We start from the raw sequence: 25087 nt of genomic DNA, 5'->3' as shown, positions 1-25087 counted from the left end.
AGGTAATCACCAGCAGGACAGATGAAACAACAACAACGTAATACCCGCAACGTCATCCTCAAGACGTTGTTTGCTGCCGCCGCCGGCGGCGCAGCGCTTCCCGCCAGTGCGCAAAGCAGCGTCACCCTGTACGGCGTGGTCGACGATGCCCTCACCTACGTGAACAATCAGAAAGGCCATTCGAACGTTTATCTTCGACAGGGAAATCTGTATTCGTCGAAATTCGGCATTAAAGGCAATGAAGATCTCGGCGGCGGCACGTCCGCGATCTTCGATCTGCAGGCGGGCTACGATCCGAACACCGGGGCGAGCGCGTCGAGCGGATTGCTGTTCAACCGTCAATCGTTCGTGGGGCTGTCGAATCGCGATTACGGCACCGTCACGCTCGGACGCCAGTACACCGCCTATTTCCAGTTCGTCGGGCCGCTCTCGTCGAGCACTTACCTGACCGGCGCGACCGGCGCGCATCCTGGCGATATCGACGGTCTCGACACGACGATCCGCACGAATAACGCGGTGCTGTACGTGTCGCCGCAGTGGTTCGGTTTGCAGGCGAGCGCGATGTATGCGTTCGGCGGCATCGCGGGCAGCACGGGGCGTGGTCAGACGTGGAGCGGCGCAGTGCGTTACACGAACGGTCCGTTTGCCATCGCGGCCGGTTATCTGCAGATGGATAACGCTCAAACCAGCGAGACGACGGCAGCATTCGATTCGTCGTCGACGACCGGATTCGGCGTCTCCGCAGTGAATCAGGGCTACGTGACTGCGCGCTCGGTGCGCCATGCGGCGATTTCGGCGAACTACCAGTTCGGCCCGGTGCTGACCGGCCTGACGTATTCGAATGTCCGCTATCTGCCGGGCTCGCGTTCGATCTTCGTCAATACCGAAACGTTCAACACGTACGGCGCATTCGCGCGCTGGACCATCACGCCCGCGACGGACGTGGCCGCCGGTTACTCGTACACGTTTGCATCGAAGGCGAACGGTGTCGCGAACGCGGCGCGCTATCAGCAGGTGTCGTTGAAGCAGAGCTACCGTCTGTCGAAACGCACGACGCTGTATGCGGTCGAAGCGTGGCAGCACGCGAGCGGTCAGACGCTCGACAGCACGGGCGCGGTGATCGAGGCCGCACCGGTAGTGGGCGATTCGCAAAACACCACGCCGTCGTCGACGAATTCGCAGTTCGTCGGCATGCTGGGGATGGCGGTTTCGTTCTGACGCGTCTCTGATTTCGTGCGGTGCGTTTGTCTTTGACGAGAACGCATCGCACGCTTCACGCTAGAACTTCGGATGACACTCGAAGTTCACCGACGATGCGTGTGCTTCCATCGTCTGCACGCCGCTGACGGTTTCCGTCGTGACGCTGCTCTGCATACCCTGTTTCTCGCAGTAATCGCGTGCCTCGTTGACCGCATGAACATGCGCGCGAGCCCACGCCATCCTGCCGCCAGTCGCGCTGGCCGCCACCGTATAAGTGCCGGGCTTGTCAGTGGCGGCGACGTCGCTTCCCGACGCGCATCCCGCGAGGCTCGCACACGCGGCGAGCGCCACCACCAGGCCGCGCATTCGCGCCGGCCACGGGTTCTTCTCCGACAGCGCGAGCGACGCTCTGTTCTTCATCGATAGACCGTCAAGATCGATTGAATCTCGATTCGTCATGTCACACCTACCCTCGTTTTAACCTTTCACCAAGATCGAAATTATCCGTAATCGCGCGTAAGAGATCAGCCGATTCGTACGGAAACACTGTTGCGGACACTTGAACAATCGCGTCCGCGTGGCGGTTCGCGGCGTTCGTGAGATTTGCGGCACGGCCGTTGCTAACACTGTTGAGATTCGCGGAGTGCGGCGCCTGTCACTTTCCTCTGCTCTATTGCACGGCGTGTGCCTGCATACGACGCGTCGTGGTCCGCACCAGGGCAATCCCGCCGATGCCGTTTCCTGGAGTGTGCTGCCATGCCCGACGAGCGCCCCATCCCTTCGAGACCTGCGCTGCCGCTCGACGCACGCGGCCTGATCGGCAATATGAAAACGACCGCGCTGGTGTCGCTGCGCGGTTCGATCGATTTCATGTGTTTTCCACGCATCGATTCGCCGGCCATTTTTGCGGGTCTGCTGGAGCCGTCGCAGGGCGGTGCTTTCTCGATCGCGCCGGAGAACGACGCGGCCAACGTCAAACAGATGTACATGCCGGACACCAACGTGCTGCTGACGCGCTTCATGACCGGCGAAGGCGTGTGCGAGCTGATGGACTTCATGCCGGTGCCTGAAAACGGCAACGAGGACGGCAATGAAAACGGCCCCGACCAACCCTCCGCGAACCCAGGCGCACCGCTGCCGAACTGCGTGATTCGCGTGGTGCGGATGGTGCACGGTCACATGCGTTTCAGGATGCGTTGCGAGCCGCGTTTCGCTTATGCGCGCAGCGTCCCCGCTGTCGACCTGGTAGAACGACACGCGGTGCAATTCAGCAGCGCCGAAGGCGACTTGCGTCTGCGGCTGAACAGCACCCACCCTCTTTCCATCGACACAAGCGAGGGCGCGGCGCATGCCGAATTCGAACTGGAGAACGGCGCGTCCGCCGGCTTTGTCTTCGGCGACGCCGACGCGTTGCGTGACGACCCGTTCGACTGCGAAACGGTGTTGGCCGACACGATCCGTTACTGGCGAGGCTGGTCCGCGCAATCCACCTATCGCGGACGCTACCGCGAAGTCGTGATGCGCTCGGCCCTCACGTTGAAGCTGCTCAGTTCCAGCGAATACGGCGCCATCGTGGCCGCGCCGACCTTCGGTCTTGCCGAAGCGCTCGACGGCTCGCGTCGCTGGGATTACCGATTCACGTGGATTCGCGACGCCGCGTTTTCGGTCTACGCGCTGCTGCGTCTTGGCTACACCGGCGAAGCGCGGCACTTCATGAAATGGATCGCCGAGCGCAGCCGCCATTGCGATTCCGATGGCTCACTGAAGGTGATGTACACCGTCGACGGCAACGAACCGCCCGCCGAAACCGAAGTCGCCACGCTCGCAAACGGCACGCCCGCCGTCCCGCTGATCGGCAATGCCGCGCGCGATCAGACCCAGCTCGACGTGTACGGCGCGCTGCTCGACGCGATCTATCTGTACAACAAATACGGCGCCGCTATTTCGTATGACGGCTGGCGTGACGTGACGCGCACGGTCGACTACGTGGTCGATCACTGGAGCGAAGCGGACCACGGCATCTGGGAATTCCGCAACGGTTTGCGGCCCCTGCTCCATTCGCGGCTAATGTGCTGGGTGACGGTGGATCGCGCGCTGCGTCTCGCGGAAAAGCGCTCGCTGCCCGCGCCGCTGAAGCGCTGGTTCGATACGCGCGATGCGATTCATCGGGACATCCACGAACATTTCTGGAACGACGAACTGCACGCGTTCGTGCAGACGCCGGAGTCGAAGACGCTCGACGCGTCGGCGTTGATGATGCCGCTGGTGCGCTTCATTGGCCCGACCGATCCTCGCTGGCTCGGTACGCTCGACGCGATCGGCGCCGAACTGAAAGTCGATCCGCTGATTTTCCGCTACACGCGCGGCGCAACGCTCGACGGCCTGCCGGGAATCGAAGGCGGTTTCAGCGCGTGTTCGTTCTGGTACGCCGAAGCACTGGCGCGTGCCGGACGGGTTGACGAAGGCCGGCTCGTGTTCGAGAAAATGCTCGCTTACGCGAACCACGTCGGCCTCTTTTCGGAAGAAGTCGCGACCAGCGGGGAGGCGCTCGGCAACTTTCCGCAAGCGCTGACGCACCTCGCTCTGATCAGCGCGGCGTACCAGCTGGACCGCAATCTCGACAAGGTTCACATTCCGTGGACCTGAGCGTTCGGCCGTCGCGGCAGCCCTGCGTAAGCGCGGCCACACAGCTTTCATAAAACATTTCCTGAAATGCTTTTAAGCGACTAGTCTGTAACGACATCAATCTAACGACCCGGACGCAAACCGGAGGAGACATCGATGGAGCTCGAAACACGCACTATTAAACGTGTGATGGCGCGGCTCGTGCCGTTCCTGATGCTGTGTTATTTCATTGCCTATCTCGATCGCGTCAACGTCGGTTTTGCTGCACTGCAAATGAACAAGGCGCTCGATTTTTCGGCGAGTGCTTTCGGCTTCGGCGCAGGGGTGTTCTTCATCGCGTACTTTTTCTTCGAAGTCCCATCCAATCTGCTGCTCGAGCGCTTCGGCGCGCGCCGCTGGATCGCGCGGATCATGTTCACGTGGGGGATTCTCGCGGGCGCGATGGCGTTCATTCCCAATATCGCGCACTGGACCGGCATGTCGGCCGCACACGTGTTTTTCGGCTTGCGGATTCTGCTGGGCATTGCCGAAGCGGGCTTTTTCCCCGGCATCATTTTCCTGCTGACGCTGTGGTTTCCCGCCGCGTATCGTGGCCGCGTGGTCGGCTATTTCATGGCGGCGATTCCGCTGTCCACGGTGATCGGCGGGCCGATTTCGGGCGCGCTGCTGTCGCTGGACGGCCGGGCCGGACTGGCCGGCTGGCAATGGCTGTATCTGATCGAGGCGATGCCGGCGGTCCTGCTGTCGTTCGGCGTGCTGCTGTATCTGACCGACAAGCCCGCCGACGCCCACTGGCTCGCCGACGAAGAACGCGACTGGCTGATGGCGCGGCAGAAGCAGGAACGTGCGCATCGCGAATCGGTGCACGCGTTCAGCGTGAAGGAAGCGCTGATCAACCCGCGCGTGCTCGCCATCGCGCTGATCTATTTCGGCGCGAACGCAACCAACTACGGGCTGAGTTTCTTCCTGCCGCAAATCGTGAAGTCGTTCGGGCTCACCAATCTGCAAACGGGGTTTGTGACGTCGTTGCCATATATCGTCGGCGTGATCAGCATGGTGCTGTGGGGGCGTCACTCGGATCGCAAGCTCGAACGCAAGTGGCACGTGGCGATTGCGCTGCTAGTCGCGGCGGGCGGGATTTCGGCGGCGGCCGGGCTGGACAATCCAGTGCTGAAGATGATCGCGCTGTCGATCGCCGGGTTCGGCATTTTCGGCTGTCTGCCGGTGATCTGGACTTTGCCTGCGTCCTTCCTGTCGGGCGCGGCGGCAGCGGGCGGGATCGCCGCGATCAATTCGCTCGGCAATCTGGCCGGTTTCTTCGGACCGTTCGCGATGGGCTGGATCAAGGACAGCACCGGCGGCTTCGGTGCGGGGCTGCTGTGCCTCGCGGGCGCGGGTCTGGTGGGCGTGGCTGCCGTGTTGCTGCTGCATCACGACCCATCGCTCGAGGCGTCTTCGGGGATGCCTGACGCGGGGACTGCGGGTGGGGCGAAGGTGGCGCGGTCGTAGCGCGGAGGCGGTTTTTTCTCTGCGGGCGGGTCTTTAGCCGGGATGGGCGCGGGCATCGTTGACCGCGCCATGCAATCTCCTCGTCATGGCGCGCCCCGTCCGTCTCAACTATCGCCTTGTCACTGCGCGCTATTTCCGCCCGCGCCCACGTTCGAAGAATTTCCCGCGTCCGGCGGCACGGCATCGTCCGGCGTAGGTGTCGGCGCGAGAGCCGGTTCACCGTTACCGTGCGCTTCGCCGTCGACGGCTCCATTGCCCGGCTCAATCGACAACCCCGGCGCCGGCAGGATCGGCGGCAGCGCACGCGGCTCGACTGTCGACCCGGATGCCGCCGCTGAAACCGACGCGCCCCTGTCAACCGAAGCCGCCGGCGCAACCGGCTCCACCGGCCTGGCCACCGACCCGTGCCGCGCCGACCCACGCGACGCCACGACCTTCGCGTCGGTCTTCGGCGCCGATCCCGCAAACAGATGCTCGAACCAGTCCTTCAACCTGCCCGTGCGCTCGGCGAACCAGCCCGGCTCCTGCTGCGTATCGAATTTCAGGCGCGTGTCGATCAGCCTCGAACGCTGCGCGCGCTGGAAGAAATCGCCGACGATCGGCAGCGCGCTATGCGCTCCCTGCCCCCAATAATCGCTGCGCAAGGTCACGCGGCTGTCGTTGAAACCGACCCATGCGCCCGCCACCAGTTGCGGCTGAATCAGGATGAACCAGCCGTCCGCGTTGCCCTGCGTCGTGCCCGTTTTCCCCGCGACGTCGCCGCGCACGCCGAAACGGCTGCGGATCGCCGAACCCGTGCCCCGGCTCACCACGTCGCGCATCACGTCGACGAGGGTGCGCGCGGTCGACACCGGCAACTCCTGCTTCGGCGCGACCGGTTCGAAATCGGCGAGCACGTCGCCTTTGCGGTTCTCGATACGCGTGACCATCACTGGTTCGACATAGCCGCCGAGATTGGCGATCGTGCCGTACGCCGACACCATTTCCTTCAGCGTGACCGGGCTCGTGCCGAGCGCGAGCGACGGCACCGGGTCGAGTTCGCTGTCGCGCACGCCCATTGCACGCGCCAGTCGCGCGACCTTGTTCGGACCGACCTGCTCCATCAATTGCGCGGTGATGCGGTTGCGCGAATACGCGAGGCCGTCACGCAGGCTGATCTTGCGTTCGCTCGGTTCGTCCTCGTCGCCCGGACGCCAGACTTCGCCGCCCGCGAGGGGAATTTCCACCGGCTTGTCGACCAGCGTATCGGCCGGTTGTGCGCCCGCTTCGAAGGCTGCCGCGTAGACGAACGGCTTGAACGTCGAGCCCGGCTGACGGCGTGCCTGCTGCACGTGGTCGAACGGGTCCTGGCTGAAATCGCGGCTGCCGACCCATGCCTTGATCTGGCCGTTGCGCGGGTCCATCGCGAGGAAATCGGCCTGCACGCGGGTTTTTGCGTCGCAGACGGACTGCACCAGCGCGCGGTCGGCGGTGAGCTTTTTCAGCGCGTCTTCGTCGCTCAGGCCCGCATCTTTTGCGGCGCGGTAGTCGGGCGTTTCGCGCAGGAAAACCGGCATCAGGTCTTTCGCGCCCGAGCAGCCGGCGCGCGCGCCCCACGCCGAATTCGCGATGCCCTGCAACTGGTTGCCCTGCAGCGTGACCGCCTGGGTCGCCATGCTCTGCAGACGCGAATCGATAGTGGTGCGCACCACCAGTCCGTCCGAATAGATGTTGTAGTCGTTGCGGTCGGCCCATGCGGCCAGCCATTTACGCAACTGCTGCGCGAAGTGCGGCGCGGGTCCGGGCGGCTCCGTCTGACGCTCGAAATCGATTCGCAGCGGACGGCGGCTCAGTGTCTGATACGCGGCGGGCGTCAGCTTGCCGTACTTGACCATCTGGCCGAGCACCGTATTGCGGCGGTCCAGCGCGCGCTCGGGATTCAGTACCGGGTTGTAATAGCTATTGCCCTTGAGCATGCCGGTGAGCGTCGCGCTCTCCAGCACGTTCAGATCGGACGCCGACTTGCCGAAATAGGTGCGGGCCGCCATCTCGATCCCGTACGCGTTGTACAGGAACGGCACCGTGTTCAGATAGGTTTCGAGAATCTCGTCCTTGCTGTAGAGCGCTTCGATCTTGAACGCGGTGATCGCTTCCTTCAGCTTGCGGGTCAGGGTCGGCGCGCGGCCGATTTCGTCGGGATACAGATTGCGCGCGAGCTGCTGCGTGATGGTCGAGCCGCCCTGGCGGTTACCGGAAAACGTATGCAGCGCCGCTGACGCCGTCCGTCGCCAGTCGAGCCCCCAATGCTGGTAGAAACGGTGATCTTCGGTCGCGATCAGCGCGTTCACGACGTTCGGCGAGATTTCCTTGAGCGGCACCCACTCCCGGTTGGACGGCTTGAATTCGGCGAGCAGTTTGCCGTCGGCGGAAAGAATCTGCGCGGGTTGTTCGATCTTCGCCTTGCGGATATCGCCGATGCTCGGCGTGAACGGAATCAGGATCAGCACATACAGCAGCAACAGCACCGGCAGCGCGGCGACAGCCCACGCCACGCCGCGCCGGGTGGGATGGCGCAGGTGCCACAAAGCCTGTGCGACAAGCGGATTCGCGAGGGTCAGCGCTTTGTCGAGAGCTGCCAGAATGGGGGGGATGATGCGCTTCACACTTGCTACCGTCTGCCTGGAAAGGCGCAATCCTACCAAGACGCGCGGCGGCCGCCGATTTTTGCGGCGTTCAGCGGGTATCCCGGCTCGCCTGACTGGCAATCGATCCCGCATAAAGCGAGGGCCACTATAATGTCGCCAATTCTGACAAGAGGTGCTTCATGATCATCAAACCGCGCGTGCGTGGCTTTATCTGCGTCACAACTCATCCGGTCGGCTGCGAAGCCAACGTCAAGGAACAGATCGAGTACGTCAAGGCACGCGGTCCCATTGCGAACGGCCCGAAGAAGGTGCTCGTGATCGGCGCGTCGACCGGCTATGGCCTTGCCGCCCGCATCAGCGCCGCGTTCGGCAGCGACGCGGACACCCTCGGCGTGTTCTTCGAACGCGCCGGCAGCGAAACCAAGGCGGGCACGGCCGGCTGGTACAACACCGCCGCGTTCGAGAAATTCGCCACGGAGAAAGGCCTGTACGCGACCAGCATCAACGGCGACGCTTTTTCCGACGAAGTCAAACAGCGCACCATCGAGGTGATCAAGCGCGATCTGGGTCAGGTCGATCTGGTCGTCTACAGCCTCGCCGCGCCCAAGCGCACGCATCCGAAAACCGGCGAAACTTTCAGTTCGACGCTGAAGCCGGTGGGCAAGGCCGTGAATCTGCGCGGCATCGACACGGACAAGGAAGTCATCAAGGAAACCGTGCTCGAACCGGCCACGCAGACCGAAATCGACCACACGGTCGCGGTGATGGGCGGCGAAGACTGGCAGATGTGGATCGACGCGCTGCTCGAAGCGGGCGTGCTCGCGGATGGCGCGAAGACCACCGCGTTCACATACCTGGGCGAAAAGGTCACGCACGACATCTACTGGAACGGCTCGATTGGCGCGGCCAAGAAGGACCTCGACCAGAAGGTGCTGGGGATTCGCGAGAAACTGGCTGCCAAAGGCGGCGACGCGCGCGTGTCGGTGCTGAAAGCGGTCGTGACGCAAGCCAGCTCGGCGATTCCGATGATGCCGCTGTATCTGTCGCTGCTCTTCAAGGTGATGAAGGAGAAAGGCACGCACGAAGGCTGCATCGAGCAGGTTTATGGCCTGTACAAGGACAGCCTGTACGGCGCCGCGCCGCATGTCGACGATGAAGGCCGTCTGCGCGCGGACTACAAGGAACTCGATCCCGAAGTGCAAGGCAAGGTGCTCGAACTGTGGGATCAGGTGACGAACGACAATATCTACGAACTCACCGATTTCGCCGGTTACAAGACCGATTTCCTGCGTCTGTTCGGCTTTGAGATCGCCGGCGTGGATTACGAAGCGGACGTCAACCCGGACGTACAGATTCCGAAGCTGGTGCAGGTTTGAGGTGATGCGGGGCTGTAGCGGCCCCGCTTAGCCGATGCATTGTTGCTGTTGCTATTCCCAGGGGGCCCGCGTGGCCCCTTTTCTTTTGGCCCGCTGCTATGTTGCGTCGCCGCTGACGACGCGCGACTGCCCCACGTAGCCATCCACCGCGCGCATTACGCGCACTTCCAGCGCAGCCGCGTCGCGTTCGCTGCGCTCGCCCGCGTAGTCGACCATCCCGTGCACGATTGCCAGCAGATCGTGCGCGACTTCGCTCGCGTCGCCGAGTTCGGGTGCGCCCGTTTTGACGGTCAGCGCGCTGACCAGCATCCCGTGAATCGTGTCCGCGACCCGCTGATCGCGCTCGCCGAGCGGCAGTCTGCGCTCCTCGAAGTCGATGATCCGCGCCAGTTCGGGCCTGCGCATCTGATGCGCGACCGACGCCTGCACCATCGCCCGCACGCTGTCGTGCGAGCCTTCCAGCTGCGCTGCGGCCTCGATGTCCGCCATCAGTTGCGCGGTCTCGCGCTCGATCAGCGCCACCGTCAGCGCATCGCGATTTGGAAAGTACTGGTACAGCGAGCCGATGCTGACGCCGGCCCGCTCCGCCACCGCATTCGTCGTGTAACCGTTCAGACCGTGCGCCTCCAGAATGCGAGCCGCCGCTTCGAGAACGGCCTCGACGGTCTTCGCCGAGCGCCGCTGAACCGGTGATTTACGGGGCTTCAGATGCTGTTCTGCGGTGGATTTGGCCATGGCTGGAATGCGAGTTTTAAATATGAGTGTTCACTCGTATTCTAACGGTGTTCTCGCGAAAACAGCACGCCTTCAACGGCACTTATCCGACACTCATCTGGAATCGACCATCATGACTTCATCTGACCAGGACACCGTACTGACCGTATTCATGCTCGTCAAAACGCGGCCCGAATGGCTCGCCTGCCCCGGCGACGAGCGCGCCCGCCTGCTCAACGAGCACCTCGTGCCGATTCTGAAAGAGCATGCGGGCGAAGTCAGCCTGCGCTTCTACGACATCGAGTTCTATTCGGCGCGCGTCACCGATATCTGGGTGTGGGACGCAAAAAGCCATGACGCGTACGAAAGGGTCGTCGAAGCGTTGCGCGATACGCCGATCTGGGATCGTCTGTTCGAAGTGGTCGAGATTCTGCCCGGCGTGGAAAACGCCGACGCCAGGCAGAAAACGCGTGAATTGCTGGCAGCGGCTTGAAACCGCTGCGTGATTCAGCGAAGCGGCCGGCGCTGCCGGCCCACACAAAACCTTATTTGCAAGGAAACGCGCCCTGAAGCGCGCGGAGAATCACGAGGCCGATCGGGAAATCGTCCGAAATACCGGGGTGGTTCGTGAAAAACGAGTCCAGCAGCGGGTACACGTTCTGATTGCCGATGGCGAGATTTTGCGGCGGACAGAACAGCTGCGGCTGCTTCTGCGCCGCCAGATCGCCGTTAGCCCAGCCGAACGCGTTGATCGTGCCGGTGATATAGGCCGCGTAGACCGAGTTGTTATCGCTGTGAGCCCATTTCTTGTATTGGGCGGCCGTCATTTCGGCGCTGGCATTCACGGTGAAAAACAGGGTGAAAAACGCCGTCAGCAGAGCCAGCGCAAATTTTGAAACCCGCATCGTCGAACCTTCAGTTCATGTCGCAAAAGCCGCCATTGTAGGTGAGTCGGCAGGCGGTGCGCAGGGAGACCCGCACGGATATAAATTCGTAAGCATCGCAGAAGGATGGTTGTAAGCGTTGCGGGCATGCAACGGCGCGCGCATGCCCGGCGTACGGCTTTTATGGCGTGCCGTTCCGGCAGTAGCTGCGATAGCCTTCCCGCTCGCCGAGCCGCGTCATATACGCCGCCAGCGCCGGGAAATCGTCATGTTCCAGCGGCGTTTCGAGCCAGCGGTTGGCCGACAGCGCAATGGGAATGTCCGCGAGCGAAAAAGCGTTTCCCGCGATAAACGCGCCGGTGTGTTCCAGTTGCCTTTCGACAATCGCCATGTGCTTCGACCAGTTGGCGCAGGACAACGCAATCTGCTGCGAGTCCTGATGCGCGGGCGAATGGCGGACCAGCGCGAGAAACGCGTAACTCCACGAGCGATTCAACTCGCTCGCCTGCCAGTCGATCCATTGATCGCAGCGCGCTCGCTCGCACGGATCGGCCGGATAAAGCGACTCGCCGCGATAACGTCCCGCCAGATAGCGGATGATCGAATTCGACTCCCACAGCACGAAGTCGCCGTCGCGGATCACGGGCACCATCGCGTTCGGATTGAGCGCGCGAAATTCCGGCGTGTCCGGTGAGCGGAATCCCGCGCCCCAGTCTTCCTGTTCGAATGAAAGTCCGAGTTCGGTACAGGTCCACAGAACCTTGCGAACGTTGATCGATGAAGTCTTGCCGAGTATCTGCAGCATGGCGGGTCGGGTCTTGACGAAGGGTTGAGATTGATGAGTCGCAGCAGCCTGCGGCGTGCAAGCCGCACTAATGCGACGCCACGAAAATCGAGCCCGGAGCGGGCGGCGGTATAGCGAAGTTTTTTCGCATCCGCTCGGCCTCTTCGACCGGCGTGCGGCCAAATAGCCGCTTGAACTCGCGGCTGAATTGCGACGTGCTTTCGTAGCCCACCTGCACGCTCGCGAGCGCCGCGGTGGTCTCTTCGCGCACCATCAGAAGCCGCGCCTGATGCAGCCGGGTCGACTTCAGGTATTGCATCGGCGACGTACGTGTGACGGTTTTGAAGTGAGCGTGAAAGCTGGGCACGCTCATATTCGCTTCGAGCGCGAGTTGCCCGATGTCGAGCGGCTCGCGATAACACGCGTGAATCTTGCGGATCACCCGTGCGATTTTCGCGAACTGTCCCTGCGCGGTGAGCGCGGCGCGCAACGAACCGCCCTGCTCTCCGGTCAGCACATGAAAGTAGATTTCGCGGACCAGCGCGGGGCCGAGCAATTCCGCCTCCAATGGCACGCTCATCGCTTCGAGAAAGCGCAAGACCGACGCGCCGAGCCGGGCGCCGAGCGGTGACGACACCATGCCGAGGGGCGTCGAGGCAACGCCGCCTTCGCGCTCGTCGATTTGCAGCAGCAGATCGGCGGCGAGCCGGAAATCGAGGCGGAAATAAATCGCCAGCAGGGGGCGCGCGGCGCTTGCGTCGGTTTCCATCGTGAACGGCACCGGCACGGACACCGCGAGATAGTGCTGTGCATCGTAGAGATAGACGGTCTCGCCGAGAAAGCCGCGTTTGCGCCCCTGACACACGATCACGATGCCCGGGTCGTACAACACCGGGGTGCGCGCAAGCGGACGATTCGAGCGCAGAAACCGCACGTCGGGCAACGCGGTCAGGTTGTAGCCCTCCAGCGGCGCCAGCGTGTCGAGCAGGCTCACCATGCGCTGCCGGATAGTCGGATTACTTGTATTCAGCTTCACGTCGGCTTTGGCCCCCTGTTGCCGGTCAGGTTGCAATGTGCCATGGGCGCGTCGAAAAATCCACGCGTTCATAGAATCAGGCAATCACCACAGATGAACCGGCATTCGCGCGCGAAGCCGCCGCTTTTACCATTCAGTCCTGTGCCGGATTCAATCGACGGCAACCTTCAAGGAGTGAAACATCATGAGTAAAACGTTTCTGATTACCGGTGTCAGTTCCGGCTTTGGACGTGCTTTCGCGCAAGCGGCGCTTGACGCGGGCCATATCGTCGCCGGTACGGTGCGCGACGCAGGCGCACGCGACGCATTCATCGCGCTCGCCCCTGGACGCGCTCACGCGGTCGTGCTCGACGTGACCGATTTCGACGCGATCCCACCCGCGCTGGCGGCGTTGAGCGAGTCCATCGGACCGCTCGACGTGCTGGTCAACAACGCAGGTTACGGGCACGAAGGCACGCTCGAAGAATCGCCGCTGGACGCGATGCGGCGGCAATTCGACGTCAACGTGTTCGGCGCGGTGGCGATGATCAAGGCGGTGCTGCCCGCCATGCGCGAACGCCGTCACGGACATATCGTCAATATCACGTCGATGGGCGGCTTCATTACGATGCCCGGCATTGCCTATTACTGCGGCAGCAAGTTCGCGCTCGAAGGCATCAGCGACACGCTGGCGAAAGAAGTGGCCGGGTTCGGCGTTCACGTGACGGCGGTCGCGCCCGGCTCCTTCCGCACCGATTGGGCCGGCCGCTCGATGGTGCGCTCGGGCCGCAGCATCGCCGATTACGACGCGCTGTTCGATCCCGTGCGCGCGGCGCGCGAGTCGAAGAGCGGCAATCAGGCGGGCGATCCGCGCAAGGCGGCGCAGGCGTTGCTGAAGATCGTCGAGGCGCCTAATCCGCCGGTGCATCTGCTGCTCGGCAACGATGCGGTCGATCTGGTGAAAGCGAAGCTCACCGCATTGCAAACGGAGATCGACGCGTGGGAAGCGCTGTCGCGCTCGACCGATTTCGCGTAGCGCACCGTGCCTCGCAAGCGACGCTTTGCGGGCGGCATGCACGTCAGCCGCTCAGCGTCGCCTGCTCCCGGATCATGTCGTACAGCGCCTGCGCCGCCGGCGACAGTTGCGCGGTCTTGCGCGCGACCAGCACGAGCGTGCGTGACACCACGGGCTGCGTGAGTTCGATCGTCCGCACCGCCGGGTATGCGCCCTTCTGAATCGCCAGCCCCGGCACCACCGCCGCGCCAACGCCCTGCGCGACGAGGCCCACCGCGGTCGAACTGCGCTGCACTTCATAGAACGAGCGCAGCGCGAGACCGCTCGTTTCCAGTGCGACGTCGAGCAACGCGCGATTGCCGCTGACCTCGCCCGCGAAAATCAGCGGATACGACTGCAATTGCGCCCACGCGATGCGCCGCCGTTTCGCGAGCGGATGATCGTCGCGACAGATCAGCACGTAGCGGTCTTCGGTGAGCGGCACGCTGTCCAGATCGGGATGATGATCGCGCGCGATATTGATGCCGAATTCCACCTCACGCCGCAGCACCGCCTCCTCGACCGCCGACGAAGCGTGATCGAGAATCCTGATCCGGTTATGCGGATAACGCGCCGAATAAGCCTGAAGAATGCGCGGCAAATACTGCACGCCGACTGTCGGCACACATGCAATCGACACGTCGCCGCGACGCGCCACACCGGTCTCGCGGATTTCGACCAGTGCGTCGGCAAGTTCGCCAAGCAGGCGGCGTGCTTGCGGCAGAAAACTGCGGCCGATTTCGGTTAGCGCCATGGAGCGGGTGGTCCGCTCGATCAGCGTGACGCCGAGAAACGTTTCGAGCTTGCGCAGACGCTGCGTGATGGCCGTTTGCGTGACATGCAGCGAATCAGCCGCGCTCTGGAAGCTGCCGCGATCCGCGATTGCGACGAAAGCCTGAACACCGAGGGTGTCGATTTTCATTAGAAAAATGCAGGAATCGGAATGATAAATTCATTTTACTCTGCCCGATTCGACACTGAAAATGAGCGGATTGGATCGCTGTGGACCGTCGCCAACCTGATCTCTCAGACGATCCTGCCCCCAACAATACAAAGGAGCGCCATATGACATCGACATCCACATCGACGGCATCGAACCCGGACTGGGCCGCGAAGCAATACGTGCTGTTCGAAAACGAGCGCACGCGTCCGGTCCGCGATCTGCTGGCGGCGGTCCCCGCCACGCAGGCGCGAGTCGCTGTGGATATCGGCTGCGGCCCCGGCAACTCCACCGAGATGCTGGCCGCGCATCTGCCGGACGCGGCCGTCAGCGGTATCGACAGTTCCGCCGACATGATCGACGCGGCCCGCCAGCGCCTGCCGCAATGCCGCTTCGAGTTGAGCGACGTATCGACGTGGGACGCCGTTGGGCCGTACGACGTGATCCTGGCGAATGCGGTGTTTCAATGGGTGCCCGACCATCAGCGGCTGTTTCCGTCGCTCGTGAACAAACTCGCGCCGGGCGGCAGCCTCGCTGTGCAGATGCCCGACAATCTCGACGAACCGGCGCACCGTCTGATGCGCGAAGTCGCGGCGCAAGGGCCGTGGGCGGACAGGCTCAAGGGCGTGGAGCGCACCCTGCGGCTCGGTGCCGACTGGTACTACGCGCTGCTCAAGCCGCTGTGCGCGCGTGTCGACGTATGGCGCACCGTCTATCACCACCCGCTCGCGGGCGGCGCCGATGCGGTGGTCGAATGGTTCAAGGGAAGCGCGCTGCGGCCGTTCCTGGCCAGCCTCGACGACACGCAGCGCGACGCGTTCCTGCGGCAATATCGCAACGAGATCGCGAAGGCCTATCCGGCGCTCGCGGACGGCACGGTACTGCTGCCGTTTCCACGGCTTTTCGTCGTCGCCACGCGCTAGCCGTGCGGTAGCCCACACACCGGCTGCACGGCTTGCGCAGCGACGGCGAGCCAAGGGCGCTCAGGCATTGCCGCTGGTCAATTCAGCGTGATATTGTTGCTGTAAGCAAAGGGCGGCAAACCGTCGTCCTCATCGGAAAGCAACTTTCAGCAGCGAGCGTCGCCATGAGTGATGTACGCCATCATCTGAGTCCACGTGACCGTCTGGAGCTGTTGTGCTGGCTCACATGCGGAAGTCTTGGTGCTTATTACCTGAATGAGGACTGGCCCGACGCGGCATTTCACGTGCAGGCCGCCCACAAATGGCTCGACCGCCGCTCGCGCGAAGCCGACTGGCTTTGCATCGCGAAGCTGTCGGCCACCGCTGTCGAAATCGCCAGACGCCATGCGCGTTTTGTCGATACCGACTGGGCGCGCGACGCCGTCGAGGAAATACTCGACACCGACGAAATCGATCCGCAGGCGCGCCTGCTCAAACAGGTACTGGCCGATTGCCAGAGCGCACTGGCCGACAAGCGTATAGCGGATTAGGTTGGCCGCGCTGCACACGTCGTGCAGCGCAGTCGCGGCTTAAAAGTTATGCCGCAGTCCGACGATCACGGAGAGTTGCTTGTCTGTGTCCGAATTGACGATGTTCGGAATCTGCGCAAGGTTCTCTGTGTCTCCTGTCGACGGATTGATCCCCAGGCCCGCACCCGACGATTTCTGCCCGATCGCGACCGCATAGACCGCTGTGCGCTTCGAGAGGCTGTACACGGCGCCCAGGTTCACCTGGTGAATTCGCGTCGACGAACCGCCCGACGGTTTGGCGTCGTTGAAAATGTACGCGAAACCTAATTGCAGATCGGGCGCGAGCGCGTACGTCGTATTCAATTCGGCGATGTCGAACGAAATATCCGCGCCGTCGGGCCGCGCCGCAGTCGCAAAGTACTGGCTCTGCGACAACTTCGTGTGCGTATAGGTCAGCGCGACACTGGCCTTGCCGAACGCATACGAGCCCCCTGCCCCGAAAATCCGCACCTTGCTCGCGTCCTGCAGCAGACAGAACGACGCGCTCTCATTAGCGCAACTGAAGTCGCCGATATAGCCGCTGGTGCCCCCCAACGCAGCCTGCAAAGGCTGATTCAGCTCGAGATAACCCGCGCTCAGCGACAACGGGCCATTGGCGTAATTCGCAGCGAGCGACCATCCCTTGTTCTGCGAGAAATTGCCCGCGACGCCACCGAGACTGAACAGGCCGCCAACCGTCAGACCGCCGAAGCTCGGGCTGATGTACTTGATCGAATTATTGAAATTGAACGCTTCGTTCAGGTTGTCGACGTCGCCGAAATGCGAGCCGTAGAGCGTCGCCCAGTTATTGCTCGACGCGTAAGCGCCGAGATAATCGGAAAAGGGATCGTATTGACGGCCGAGCGTCAGCGAACCATAGGTGCCGTTACTCACGCCGACCCACGCATTGCGGTTGAACAGCGTATTCGATTGCAGCATCGCGCCGTTGCCGGTCAGAAAGCTGTTCTCCAGCGTGAAATTGACGGTGGTGCCGCCGCCGATATCTTCGGTGCCCATCAGGCCCCAGCGCGACGGCACCAGATTGCCGCCCGCCAGTTGATAGTTCGCGTGGCCGCTGGTACTGCCGTCGGCGTGCGTCGTCTGCTGATTGGTCGTGTAGACGAGACCGGCGTCCACTGTGCCGTACAACGTAACTGAAGATTGCGCGTGTGCGCCGATCGAAAGGCCGAGCGCGGCCAGCGCAAGCGCCGAGCGCTTGACGAATTTGTCTGCCATGGTTGTCTGCCGGAAGTGAGGTTGACTGCTTTTTTCGCGGACGTTGCGTGGTTTTCGCCGTTTTGCGCGGACGATTTACTGGCCGAAGCCTGCGTAAATATCCGGCCGCTTTTTGCGCAGGATGAGACCGATCACCACGCCGATGAGCGCTACGGCGAACACGATCCACGGGAACGACTTGACGATCGGACTATCGGAGCCGCTGAGCGCGTCGAGATTGCGCACCAGAATCACGCCGATATACACGAGGCCGATGCCGCCGACGAACGGCGCGATCAACGAGTGCCACACACGCGTGTCCTTGCGCGTCTTGCGGAAAAACGCGATCACCGAAAAACTCGTCACGGCTTGCAGCATCACGACGCCGATCGTGCCGAGTGCCGAACTCCAGCTAAACACGATGTTGAACACGTCGCTGCCCGCTGCGATATAAAGCCCGAGCAGCACACACACCGACACCGTTTGCAGATAACTCGCGACATACGGCGAACGGTATTTTTCGTGCACCCGGTTGAGTACTTGCGGCAGGATGCCTTCCATACTCAATGCGTGGATATAGCGCACCAGCGTGTTATGAAACGACAGCAGACTCGCGAAAATACTGCTGAGCAGAAGAAAACTCATCACGGTCGTGACGGCACCGCCGAGGTACTTGCCCGACTGAATGAACCAGAAATCGCCGGGTTGTTTGGTGGCGACCGTGACGACGTCCGCGAGACCGTACGCGCAGACAATCGTCCACGTCACGAAGGCGAAGAACACGAGAATCAGCACGACCGACACATACGTTGCGCGCGGCACGGTGACTTTCGGATCGCGGCATTCCTTGCCGTAGATCGCGGTCGCCTCGAAGCCGATGAACGACGCGAACGCGAACATCACCGCAATGCCCAGATGGCCGCTGAATACATGGTCCGGCGAAAAAGGCGCGAGTGTGAGGCCGTTAGGGCCGCCACCGTGAATCAGAATCGCGATCGACAGCAGCAACAGGATGCCGAGTTCGAGGCACATCAGTACGCCGAGCAAACGGCTATTCAGATCGATGCCGCGAATGCCGGTGAATTGCACCACCGCCACGCAGATCAGCGAATACCCGTACCAGGGTAATGCGGTGTGAAGAAGTGGTGACAGGATCACCGTGCAGAAGAAACCGAAGAGCCCGTATAGCGCAATCTGGATGAAGGTGTACGACATCAGCGCGACGAGTGCACCCGCCATGCCGAGCGGACGCCCGAGTCCGGCGGTGATATACGCGTAGAACGCGCCCGCGCGCACCACATGCCGGCTCATCGACGCAAAGCCGACGCTGAAGATCAACAGAATCGCACCGGCAATCACGAATGCGCCGGGAATGCCCGCACCGTTGCCGAGACTGATCGCGGGCGGCACTGCGCCGAGCATGCCGGTCAGCGGCGCGGCCGCGGATATCACGAGAAACACGATCTGCCACAAGCCCAGCGTATTGCCCTTCAATTCCACGGGGTTCTCCGCGTCGACCAGGGTGGTCGGCGAATAGGGTTCGTTCATCGCTGCCTCTATGTTATTGGCTAGTTTGACACTCGCCAGAACCCTTTTTATTGCTGGTCATGGCGCTCGTTTAACCGACGTCAAATGCTTCGGGCTGAGCGCATGTTAGGTAGCTAAAAAATAAAACGACTTCGCGAACCGCGCCAAATTTTCGATAAACCGCGCCAATACCGGCGCGATTGCGGGATTCGCGGGTTTGTACTTAATCGACCGATGATTGCTTAGGAAGCCGGAGTGTTTCGGCTTTTGCCTGCGGTTTTCGCTAAAGGCTTTCAGTAGTGAAAGCCTCTGCTTCTGCTCGCGTACTTTTATTTTTTCCAATTGCGCGTCGCGCGCCACAACACGGTTGCATCGGCGTAACCGACCGCGCGTGCGATCGCCGCATTGGTCAGTTCGTCGCGCTCCAGCAGGCCTTCCACGCTGCGTTGCCGCTCCTCACGCAGAATCTGACGCACGGACGTGCCCTCCTGCGCGAGGTGCCGTTGCAACGAGCGATGCGAAAGGCCGAGATCTTTTGCAATATCCGCGACGATCAGCTTTTCATGCGCGAGCCGTCGCGTGATCAGATCGCGAACCTGCTCGACAATGCCGTGCTGAATCGCGTCGTTTGCAATCAGGTCGGTCGCGTGGCGCTCCATCATCCGCGCCATTTGCGTATCGGCACTTTTCAGCGCCGCGTCCAGATCCTGCGGACGCAGAATAATGCCATTGAAAGGCTGCTGAAAGCGCACCGGTACGCGAAAGATTCGTGCAAACGGTTTGAGGTCCGCCGGTGCGGCATGCTCGAAGTGCACCTCCACCGGATTCCATGCCGAGCCGCGCACGAGCCGGATCATGTGGCACATCGTCGAGATGCTGTACTCCGCATCCTGACGACGCGGCCAGATTTGCGGACTCGCGATCTGATAAGTCCAGATCGGCCATTCGTCGTCGCGCAGCACTTCACACGTCGTCGTGTTCTGCCACGACGCAAGCGCAAGCGTGAATTTTCGCATCGCCGCGTTCAGCGTCGGCGAAGAAAGAAACACGAGGCCCGCAGGCCCGAGTTCTGTCAATTGCAACTCGCTGCCCAGTCGCAAGCCGAGCGACGCTTCGTCCAGTACTTCCGCCGCGCGCTCGAATGCCGCCACATATCGCGTGAGCGGCAAGATCTCATACGGATTGGATAGCAGCCGCCGGCTCATGCCGAATGCTTCCAGCAGCGCATCGCAATCGGCGCCTGATTGATCCAGTGCGCGCACCACCGGTCCCATGACCGCCGCGCGAACCATCGGGAAATTGCCGTTGAGCGTGACTTTTTTCATATCGAGCGTCTCCTCTCAGTCTTCGCTTTCGAGATGCCAGGGTCATCCCTTCCTGGCGCACTTTATCGTCCAAATGGCGCGATAAGCAAGCGCGAAAATATTATTGGGTTCCTACGATTTGCCATCGACTCAGCGTTTGCCGCTCGTCGCTCAGGTCCGCGAGCGCGCTGTACGGTCCAGCAAACTTCCTTACGGGAACCTTATGAACACGAATGTCACGAAAGCTGCTCACAACCCCGTTCATCCGCTCGATCCGTTGAGCGGCGAGGAAATGCAGCTTGCCTGCGACCTCGTCAAGGCAGCCGAAAAACTCGATAGTCACGCGCGTTTTCCGATGGTCGAATTGCGCGAGCCGCCGAAAGCGGAAGTGGTCGCGTTCAAGACCGGCGAGTACTTTTCGCGCACGGCTTTCGTGCTGGCGATCGATCGCTCCAATGGTGCAACGATTGAATTCGACGTGGACCTGAGAGAAAAAAGAATCGCGTCACGCCGTGTGATGCCGTTCGATAAAGCACCTTATGGGCAGCCGCCGATCATGATCGACGACTTCATGAACGCCGAGCAGATCGTCAAGAACGACGAAGCATGGCGCGTGGCGATCATGAAGCGCGGCCTCAGCGAAAAAGATCTGGAACGTGTGCAGGTCGATCCGTTTTCTGCGGGCGCATTCGACCGTGAAAACGAAAACGGCCGGCGTCTGGTGCGTTGCGTGAGCTACTACCGCGAGACGCTGACCGACAACGGCTACGCGCATCCGATTGAAGGCGTGATGGCCGTGGTCGATCTGCTGGAAAAGAAAGTGATCGAACTGGTGGACGACGGCCGCATCATTCCGATTCCGCGCGCGAAACACAACTACGACACGCCGAGTCTGGGCGAGCCGCGCAAGACGCTGAAGCCGTTGTCGATCGATCAACCCGACGGCCCGAGCTTCAAGATCGACGGCTGGCACGTGAACTGGCAGAACTGGAATTTCCGTGTCGGCTTCACCCCGCGCGAGGGGCTGGTGTTGCATCAACTGTCATGGGACGACGGCAAGAACACGCGGCCGATTATCTACCGCGCGAGCGTCACCGAAATGTGCGTGCCCTATTCCGATCCGACCACGAATCACTACTGGAAAAGTGCATTCGACGCAGGCGAATACGGTCTCGGCAAACTGGCGAACCAGCTTGAACTCGGTTGTGACTGTCTGGGCACGATCCGCTATTTCGACATTCCTTCCGCTGACGATTTCGGCAATGCGTTTGTGATGAAAAACGCGGTGTGCATGCACGAAGAAGATTACGGCACGCTGTGGAAACACTACGAATTCCGCACCGGCGTATTCGAAATGCGCCGTTCGCGACGCCTCGTGATTTCTTTCTTCGCTACCGTCGGCAACTACGACTATGGCTTCTACTGGTATCTGTACCAGGACGGTACGATTCAACTCGAATGCAAGCTAACCGGCATCGTGCAAACGTCCGCAGTCGCAGACGGCGACACGTATCCGTGGGGCGGCATGATCACGCCAAATCTCGGCGGCCCGACGCACCAGCACTTCTTCAATGCACGCATGCACATGATGGTGGACGGCGAGCGCAACAGGGTCTCCGAACATGAATTCGTGCCGCGTCCAATGGGCGAATCGAATCCGTACGGCAACGTGTTCGACACCACGAAACAGGTGTTCAGGACTGAGAGCGAAGCAGCGCGACTCGCCAACGGCAGGACGGGCCGTTACTGGAAAGTCACCAATCCGAATGTGAAGAATGCAGTCGGCGCAAATCCGGGCTACAAGCTGATCGTCAACGATTCGCCGTTGATGCTAGCCGACGAAAAATCGAAGGTTCGTCAACGTGGCGGCTTTGCTACGCGTCACGTGTGGGTCACGCCGTTCGACCCGGCCGAGCGCTATGCAAGCGGCGATTATCCGAACCAGCATTCGGGCGGCGACGGGCTGCCGCGCTATATCGAGGCCAATCGCAACATCGAGAACGAAGACCTCGTGTTGTGGCATAGCTTCGGTCATACGCATGTGTGCAAGCCCGAAGACTTTCCGGTGATGCCGGTCGAGTACGCGGGTTTCATGCTCAAGCCAAACAACTTCTTCTCGGCCAACCCGACGATGGACCTGCCGGCCGAGCGCGATATGAAGAGCGTCGAAGATGGCAAGTCCGCGGATCATGGCTGCTGCAAGCACTGATTCGAACGCGATGCGCGACGCTCAGCGTGCTCCTTGCGACTCGGGCGTGCTGGCCGCTTGCGCGGCCGGTGCGGCGTGCGTGCTCGTTGCTGGCGGCGCTGCTGCGCTGTCGATGCAGGCAGGCTTGAGCCAGCAAGCGGGCGCGGTGTGGATGAGTGCGCTGGCGCTCGCGGCGATGATGGGCGTGCCCTTGCTGATGGCACGTTTATCGAGCCGATACACCACGCTTAAAACCGCCGCGACACTAATCGCCACGATGTGTGCGATGAATGCGCTGCCCACGTATCTGAACGGCTTTCAGCACGGCAATGCCGCCGCCGTGTGGATGATCGTGATGGGCGGCGTTCTGCTGTTTTACGGGCACCGCTCGAATCGAACGCACGTCAACGAAGATCGTCATGTCGACACCCCCGCTGCAACGATTCGCTACACAGGTTCGACTGCCATGCCCGCGGTACTCGCATTGCTCGCGGGAATATCGAGCGGCAGCCTTGCGCGTTTCCAGCTATTCGCGCTATGCGGCGCGAGCGGCGCGCAGCCGCTGTGGCAGATCGCGCTTCAGTTCCTTGCAGTCTGCACATTGGCCTGCGTGGCGGACCGCTCGCGTAGCGGCAGCAACGGCATGCTGATCGCGCTGTACCTCACGAGAGCCGTATTGATCGGGCTGCTAGCAAGCTCCGACAACCCGACTCTCGCACCATTCGCATCAAAAGTATTCCTGCTTCTTGACTGCCTGACGATTCCCGCACTCGCGAATTTGCGCGGCAACGTAAATAGCCCGTTAAACGCGACATGTCCCGGTATTGCACATCACATCGGGATGGTAACGGGGGCAGCGTTATCGACGTCCCCTTATTTTTTCGGCGACGGTTTCGTCGTGCTGTTCGCGCTCAGCGCGGCAGCGAATCTAATATGTGCTGCGTCGTTAGTCACTCATCGGCTCGGCAGCGCACGTCGCCCGCAGGCACATCGCTATCACCATGAAGCACACGCTTCGCGTTAGCAACACGTCATTTATCTACAGCCGATTCAACGGAGACAAAGCACCATGAGCGAACACAATCCTGCTGTGAATTTGCCGCAAACCATGTTTATCAATGGCGAAAAAACGCACGGCACTTCGGGTAAAACTTTTCCGGTGTTCAATCCTGCGACGTCGGAAGAACTCGCGCAGATTCCCGACGCGTCGGAATCGGATATCGATCATGCGGTCAGGACGTCGAAGGCGGCATTCGAATCCGATGCGTGGCGCAGAATGCCGCCAGCCGCGCGTGAGCGTCTGCTGCTGAAACTCGCCGATCTCGTCGAGCAGCACACCGACGAACTCGCGACATTGGAAACCTTGAACCAGGGCAAGCTGATCGGCTTTTCGAAGATGCTCGAAGTATCGGGCAGCGTGCAATGGCTGCGTTATATGGCGGGCTGGGCGACCAAAATCGAAGGCACGACCTTCGATCTGTCGATTCCGTTTCCTCCGGGCACACGCTACAACGCATCGACCCGGCGCGTTCCCGCAGGCGTCGTCGCCGCGATCGTTCCGTGGAATTTCCCGCTGCTGATGGCTGTCTGGAAAATCGCTCCGGCGCTCGCATGCGGCTGCTCGGTCGTGCTCAAGCCCGCCGAAGAAACGCCTTTGACCGCGATCCGCCTCGCCGAACTGGCGCACGAAGCGGGCTTCCCTGCTGGCGTGTTCAACGTGGTCACCGGACGGGGCGAAACTGCGGGCGCTGCGTTGGTCAGGCATCCGCTGGTGAACAAGGTGACGTTCACGGGATCGACCGAAGTGGGCCGTATTATCGGCCGTCAATGTGCGCAGGATCTGAAACGCGCGTCGCTCGAATTGGGCGGCAAGAGTCCCGTGATCGTGCTCGATGACTGCGATCCCCGTAAAGCGATCGAGGGCGCGGCAGGCGCGATCTTCTTCAATCACGGACAGGTTTGCACCGCAGGCTCGCGCCTGTACGTCGCACGTTCGATCTACGACGAAGTCGTGCAAGGCATCGCGGCAGTGGCCGACAGCATCTCACTCGGTTCGGGCTTCGACGCGGCGACGCAAATGGGCCCGATGGTCTCTGCTCGACATCGCGACAAAGTGGTCGGCATGATTGCGCAAGGCAAGCAGGAAGGCGGCGAGATTTTGTCCAACGATGCGCGGGTGGACAGCAACGGCTATTTCGTGCGTCCGACCGTGATTGCCAATCGCGCGTGCAAACCGCTGTCGGTGGTGAAGGAAGAAGTGTTCGGCCCGGTTCTCGTCGCGATGCCGTACGACGATATCGACGAGGTGCTGGCTCAGGCAAACGCATCCGAATACGGGTTGGGCGCGAGCGTGTGGACCAATCAACTGGACAAGGCACTGCGACTCGTCGACGGAATCGAAGCGGGCACGGTGTGGGTCAATACGCACAACATGGTCGATCCGGCGATGCCTTTCGGCGGCTTCAAGGCATCGGGAATCGGCCGCGAGCACGGTAAGGCAATCATCGATTCCTATACGGAGAGCAAGTCGGTCTGTATTGCTTATTGAGCGCGCGTCATCCGTGCGGTGTAAGAAGTGTCGGACTGTGCTGCGCATGAGCAACACGCGGCATATGTCCGGCAAATGCCGCACGGGCAAGCAGTAAAATACGGGAACC

At 61.6% G+C, this 25087-nt stretch carries 21 protein-coding genes; 11 read left to right on the top strand and 10 right to left on the bottom strand.

Annotated elements, in window-relative coordinates:
* Positions 1-21: 21 nt before the first annotated feature.
* Positions 22-1218, top strand: a complete 1197-nt coding sequence (locus tag BLS41_RS09320) for a porin (RefSeq protein ID WP_074764043.1) — start codon at positions 22-24, stop codon at positions 1216-1218.
* Between the two features lie 60 nt (positions 1219-1278).
* Here BLS41_RS09320 and BLS41_RS09315 read toward each other — a convergent pair whose 3' ends face one another.
* Positions 1279-1566 (bottom strand): hypothetical protein, encoded by a 288-nt coding sequence (locus tag BLS41_RS09315; RefSeq protein ID WP_074766407.1) that lies wholly within the window; start codon positions 1564-1566, stop codon positions 1279-1281.
* A gap of 390 nt (positions 1567-1956) precedes the next feature.
* Between BLS41_RS09315 and BLS41_RS09310 the strand changes: the two genes are divergently transcribed.
* Both BLS41_RS09310 and BLS41_RS09305 read left to right on the top strand, forming a co-directional pair.
* Positions 1957-3846 carry a glycoside hydrolase family 15 protein gene (locus tag BLS41_RS09310; protein WP_074764042.1) on the top strand — a complete coding sequence of 630 codons (1890 nt, stop codon included), beginning with the start codon at positions 1957-1959 and terminating at the stop codon, positions 3844-3846.
* Positions 3847-3981: 135 nt separating this feature from the next.
* The gene (locus BLS41_RS09305) at positions 3982-5334 is read left to right on the top strand and encodes an MFS transporter (RefSeq protein ID WP_074764041.1); all 1353 of its coding nucleotides are present in this window, start codon (positions 3982-3984) and stop codon (positions 5332-5334) included.
* A gap of 119 nt (positions 5335-5453) precedes the next feature.
* Here the strand turns inward: BLS41_RS09305 and BLS41_RS09300 are convergent, their stop codons facing one another.
* Positions 5454-7976, bottom strand: coding sequence for a penicillin-binding protein 1A (locus BLS41_RS09300; protein ID WP_074764040.1), 2523 nt, complete (start codon positions 7974-7976; stop codon positions 5454-5456).
* A 161-nt stretch (positions 7977-8137) separates the two neighbouring features.
* Here BLS41_RS09300 and fabV point away from each other — a divergent pair, with 161 nt between their 5' ends.
* Complete coding sequence (fabV, locus tag BLS41_RS09295) at positions 8138-9334, top strand: enoyl-ACP reductase FabV (protein ID WP_074764039.1); 1197 nt, start codon at positions 8138-8140, stop codon at positions 9332-9334.
* Positions 9335-9430: 96 nt separating this feature from the next.
* On the opposite strand, the gene BLS41_RS09290 is transcribed toward fabV, so the two are convergent.
* Positions 9431-10069, bottom strand: coding sequence for a TetR/AcrR family transcriptional regulator (locus BLS41_RS09290; protein ID WP_074764038.1), 639 nt, complete (start codon positions 10067-10069; stop codon positions 9431-9433).
* Between the two features lie 112 nt (positions 10070-10181).
* On the opposite strand from BLS41_RS09290, the gene BLS41_RS09285 reads away from it, so the two are divergent.
* Positions 10182-10541 (top strand): darcynin family protein, encoded by a 360-nt coding sequence (locus tag BLS41_RS09285; protein ID WP_074764037.1) that lies wholly within the window; start codon positions 10182-10184, stop codon positions 10539-10541.
* Between the two features lie 52 nt (positions 10542-10593).
* Here BLS41_RS09285 and BLS41_RS09280 read toward each other — a convergent pair whose 3' ends face one another.
* The 3 genes from BLS41_RS09280 to BLS41_RS09270 form a co-directional block, all read right to left on the bottom strand.
* Entirely contained in the window at positions 10594-10953 is a 360-nt protein-coding gene (locus tag BLS41_RS09280; RefSeq protein ID WP_074764036.1) for a Rap1a family protein, read from the bottom strand.
* A gap of 160 nt (positions 10954-11113) precedes the next feature.
* Positions 11114-11737, bottom strand: a complete 624-nt coding sequence (locus BLS41_RS09275) for a glutathione S-transferase family protein (protein WP_074764035.1) — start codon at positions 11735-11737, stop codon at positions 11114-11116.
* 67 nt (positions 11738-11804) lie between these two features.
* Entirely contained in the window at positions 11805-12713 is a 909-nt protein-coding gene (locus BLS41_RS09270) for an AraC family transcriptional regulator (protein ID WP_074764034.1), read from the bottom strand.
* Between the two features lie 223 nt (positions 12714-12936).
* On the opposite strand from BLS41_RS09270, the gene BLS41_RS09265 reads away from it, so the two are divergent.
* Positions 12937-13767 (top strand): oxidoreductase, encoded by an 831-nt coding sequence (locus BLS41_RS09265; RefSeq protein WP_074764033.1) that lies wholly within the window; start codon positions 12937-12939, stop codon positions 13765-13767.
* A gap of 43 nt (positions 13768-13810) precedes the next feature.
* Here BLS41_RS09265 and BLS41_RS09260 read toward each other — a convergent pair whose 3' ends face one another.
* On the bottom strand, positions 13811-14707 hold the full coding sequence (locus tag BLS41_RS09260) for a LysR family transcriptional regulator (RefSeq protein WP_074764032.1): 897 nt from the start codon (positions 14705-14707) through the stop codon (positions 13811-13813).
* Between the two features lie 143 nt (positions 14708-14850).
* On the opposite strand from BLS41_RS09260, the gene tam reads away from it, so the two are divergent.
* Complete coding sequence (gene tam / locus BLS41_RS09255) at positions 14851-15648, top strand: trans-aconitate 2-methyltransferase (RefSeq protein ID WP_074764031.1); 798 nt, start codon at positions 14851-14853, stop codon at positions 15646-15648.
* Between the two features lie 164 nt (positions 15649-15812).
* Positions 15813-16178 (top strand): hypothetical protein, encoded by a 366-nt coding sequence (locus BLS41_RS09250; RefSeq protein WP_074764030.1) that lies wholly within the window; start codon positions 15813-15815, stop codon positions 16176-16178.
* 39 nt (positions 16179-16217) lie between these two features.
* Here the strand turns inward: BLS41_RS09250 and BLS41_RS09245 are convergent, their stop codons facing one another.
* From BLS41_RS09245 to BLS41_RS09235, 3 genes are all read right to left on the bottom strand, one after another.
* Positions 16218-17432, bottom strand: a complete 1215-nt coding sequence (locus BLS41_RS09245) for a porin (protein ID WP_074764029.1) — start codon at positions 17430-17432, stop codon at positions 16218-16220.
* A gap of 75 nt (positions 17433-17507) precedes the next feature.
* The gene (locus tag BLS41_RS09240) at positions 17508-18959 is read right to left on the bottom strand and encodes an APC family permease (RefSeq protein ID WP_171910213.1); all 1452 of its coding nucleotides are present in this window, start codon (positions 18957-18959) and stop codon (positions 17508-17510) included.
* Positions 18960-19267: 308 nt separating this feature from the next.
* Positions 19268-20263 carry an AraC family transcriptional regulator gene (locus BLS41_RS09235; RefSeq protein ID WP_074764028.1) on the bottom strand — a complete coding sequence of 332 codons (996 nt, stop codon included), beginning with the start codon at positions 20261-20263 and terminating at the stop codon, positions 19268-19270.
* Positions 20264-20465: 202 nt separating this feature from the next.
* Here BLS41_RS09235 and BLS41_RS09230 point away from each other — a divergent pair, with 202 nt between their 5' ends.
* The 3 genes from BLS41_RS09230 to styD are packed head-to-tail and all read left to right on the top strand — an operon-like array spanning position 20466 to position 24978.
* Positions 20466-22451, top strand: coding sequence for a primary-amine oxidase (locus BLS41_RS09230; RefSeq protein WP_074764027.1), 1986 nt, complete (start codon positions 20466-20468; stop codon positions 22449-22451).
* Positions 22432-23454 carry a hypothetical protein gene (locus tag BLS41_RS09225; protein ID WP_074764026.1) on the top strand — a complete coding sequence of 341 codons (1023 nt, stop codon included), beginning with the start codon at positions 22432-22434 and terminating at the stop codon, positions 23452-23454. The genes BLS41_RS09230 and BLS41_RS09225 overlap by 20 nt, the downstream gene beginning before the upstream one ends.
* A 45-nt stretch (positions 23455-23499) precedes the next feature.
* Positions 23500-24978 (top strand): phenylacetaldehyde dehydrogenase StyD, encoded by a 1479-nt coding sequence (gene styD, locus BLS41_RS09220; RefSeq protein ID WP_074764025.1) that lies wholly within the window; start codon positions 23500-23502, stop codon positions 24976-24978.
* The last annotated feature ends 109 nt before the right edge of the window (positions 24979-25087 follow it).

This window comes from Paraburkholderia fungorum (genome assembly GCF_900099835.1).
Lineage (GTDB): Bacteria > Pseudomonadota > Gammaproteobacteria > Burkholderiales > Burkholderiaceae > Paraburkholderia > Paraburkholderia fungorum_A.
The sequence above is the reverse complement of the archived record's forward strand: the minus strand, read 5'-3'. Positions and strand labels throughout refer to the sequence as shown.

Bases quoted from the DNA above. Each gene is read 5' to 3' on its own strand.
- BLS41_RS09320 (WP_074764043.1), top strand. From the start codon at position 22: ATGAAACAACAACAACGTAATACCCGCAACGTCATCCTCAAGACGTTG.
- BLS41_RS09315 (WP_074766407.1), bottom strand. From the start codon at position 1,566: ATGCGCGGCCTGGTGGTGGCGCTCGCCGCGTGTGCGAGCCTCGCGGGA.
- BLS41_RS09310 (WP_074764042.1), top strand. From the start codon at position 1,957: ATGCCCGACGAGCGCCCCATCCCTTCGAGACCTGCGCTGCCGCTCGAC.
- BLS41_RS09305 (WP_074764041.1), top strand. From the start codon at position 3,982: ATGGAGCTCGAAACACGCACTATTAAACGTGTGATGGCGCGGCTCGTG.
- fabV (WP_074764039.1), top strand. From the start codon at position 8,138: ATGATCATCAAACCGCGCGTGCGTGGCTTTATCTGCGTCACAACTCAT.
- BLS41_RS09290 (WP_074764038.1), bottom strand. From the start codon at position 10,069: ATGGCCAAATCCACCGCAGAACAGCATCTGAAGCCCCGTAAATCACCG.
- BLS41_RS09285 (WP_074764037.1), top strand. From the start codon at position 10,182: ATGACTTCATCTGACCAGGACACCGTACTGACCGTATTCATGCTCGTC.
- BLS41_RS09280 (WP_074764036.1), bottom strand. From the start codon at position 10,953: ATGCGGGTTTCAAAATTTGCGCTGGCTCTGCTGACGGCGTTTTTCACC.
- BLS41_RS09275 (WP_074764035.1), bottom strand. From the start codon at position 11,737: ATGCTGCAGATACTCGGCAAGACTTCATCGATCAACGTTCGCAAGGTT.
- BLS41_RS09270 (WP_074764034.1), bottom strand. From the start codon at position 12,713: ATGGTGAGCCTGCTCGACACGCTGGCGCCGCTGGAGGGCTACAACCTG.
- BLS41_RS09265 (WP_074764033.1), top strand. From the start codon at position 12,937: ATGAGTAAAACGTTTCTGATTACCGGTGTCAGTTCCGGCTTTGGACGT.
- BLS41_RS09260 (WP_074764032.1), bottom strand. From the start codon at position 14,707: ATGAAAATCGACACCCTCGGTGTTCAGGCTTTCGTCGCAATCGCGGAT.
- tam (WP_074764031.1), top strand. From the start codon at position 14,851: ATGACATCGACATCCACATCGACGGCATCGAACCCGGACTGGGCCGCG.
- BLS41_RS09250 (WP_074764030.1), top strand. From the start codon at position 15,813: ATGAGTGATGTACGCCATCATCTGAGTCCACGTGACCGTCTGGAGCTG.
- BLS41_RS09245 (WP_074764029.1), bottom strand. From the start codon at position 17,432: ATGGCAGACAAATTCGTCAAGCGCTCGGCGCTTGCGCTGGCCGCGCTC.
- BLS41_RS09240 (WP_171910213.1), bottom strand. From the start codon at position 18,959: ATGAACGAACCCTATTCGCCGACCACCCTGGTCGACGCGGAGAACCCC.
- BLS41_RS09235 (WP_074764028.1), bottom strand. From the start codon at position 20,263: ATGAAAAAAGTCACGCTCAACGGCAATTTCCCGATGGTTCGCGCGGCG.
- BLS41_RS09230 (WP_074764027.1), top strand. From the start codon at position 20,466: ATGAACACGAATGTCACGAAAGCTGCTCACAACCCCGTTCATCCGCTC.
- BLS41_RS09225 (WP_074764026.1), top strand. From the start codon at position 22,432: ATGGCTGCTGCAAGCACTGATTCGAACGCGATGCGCGACGCTCAGCGT.
- styD (WP_074764025.1), top strand. From the start codon at position 23,500: ATGAGCGAACACAATCCTGCTGTGAATTTGCCGCAAACCATGTTTATC.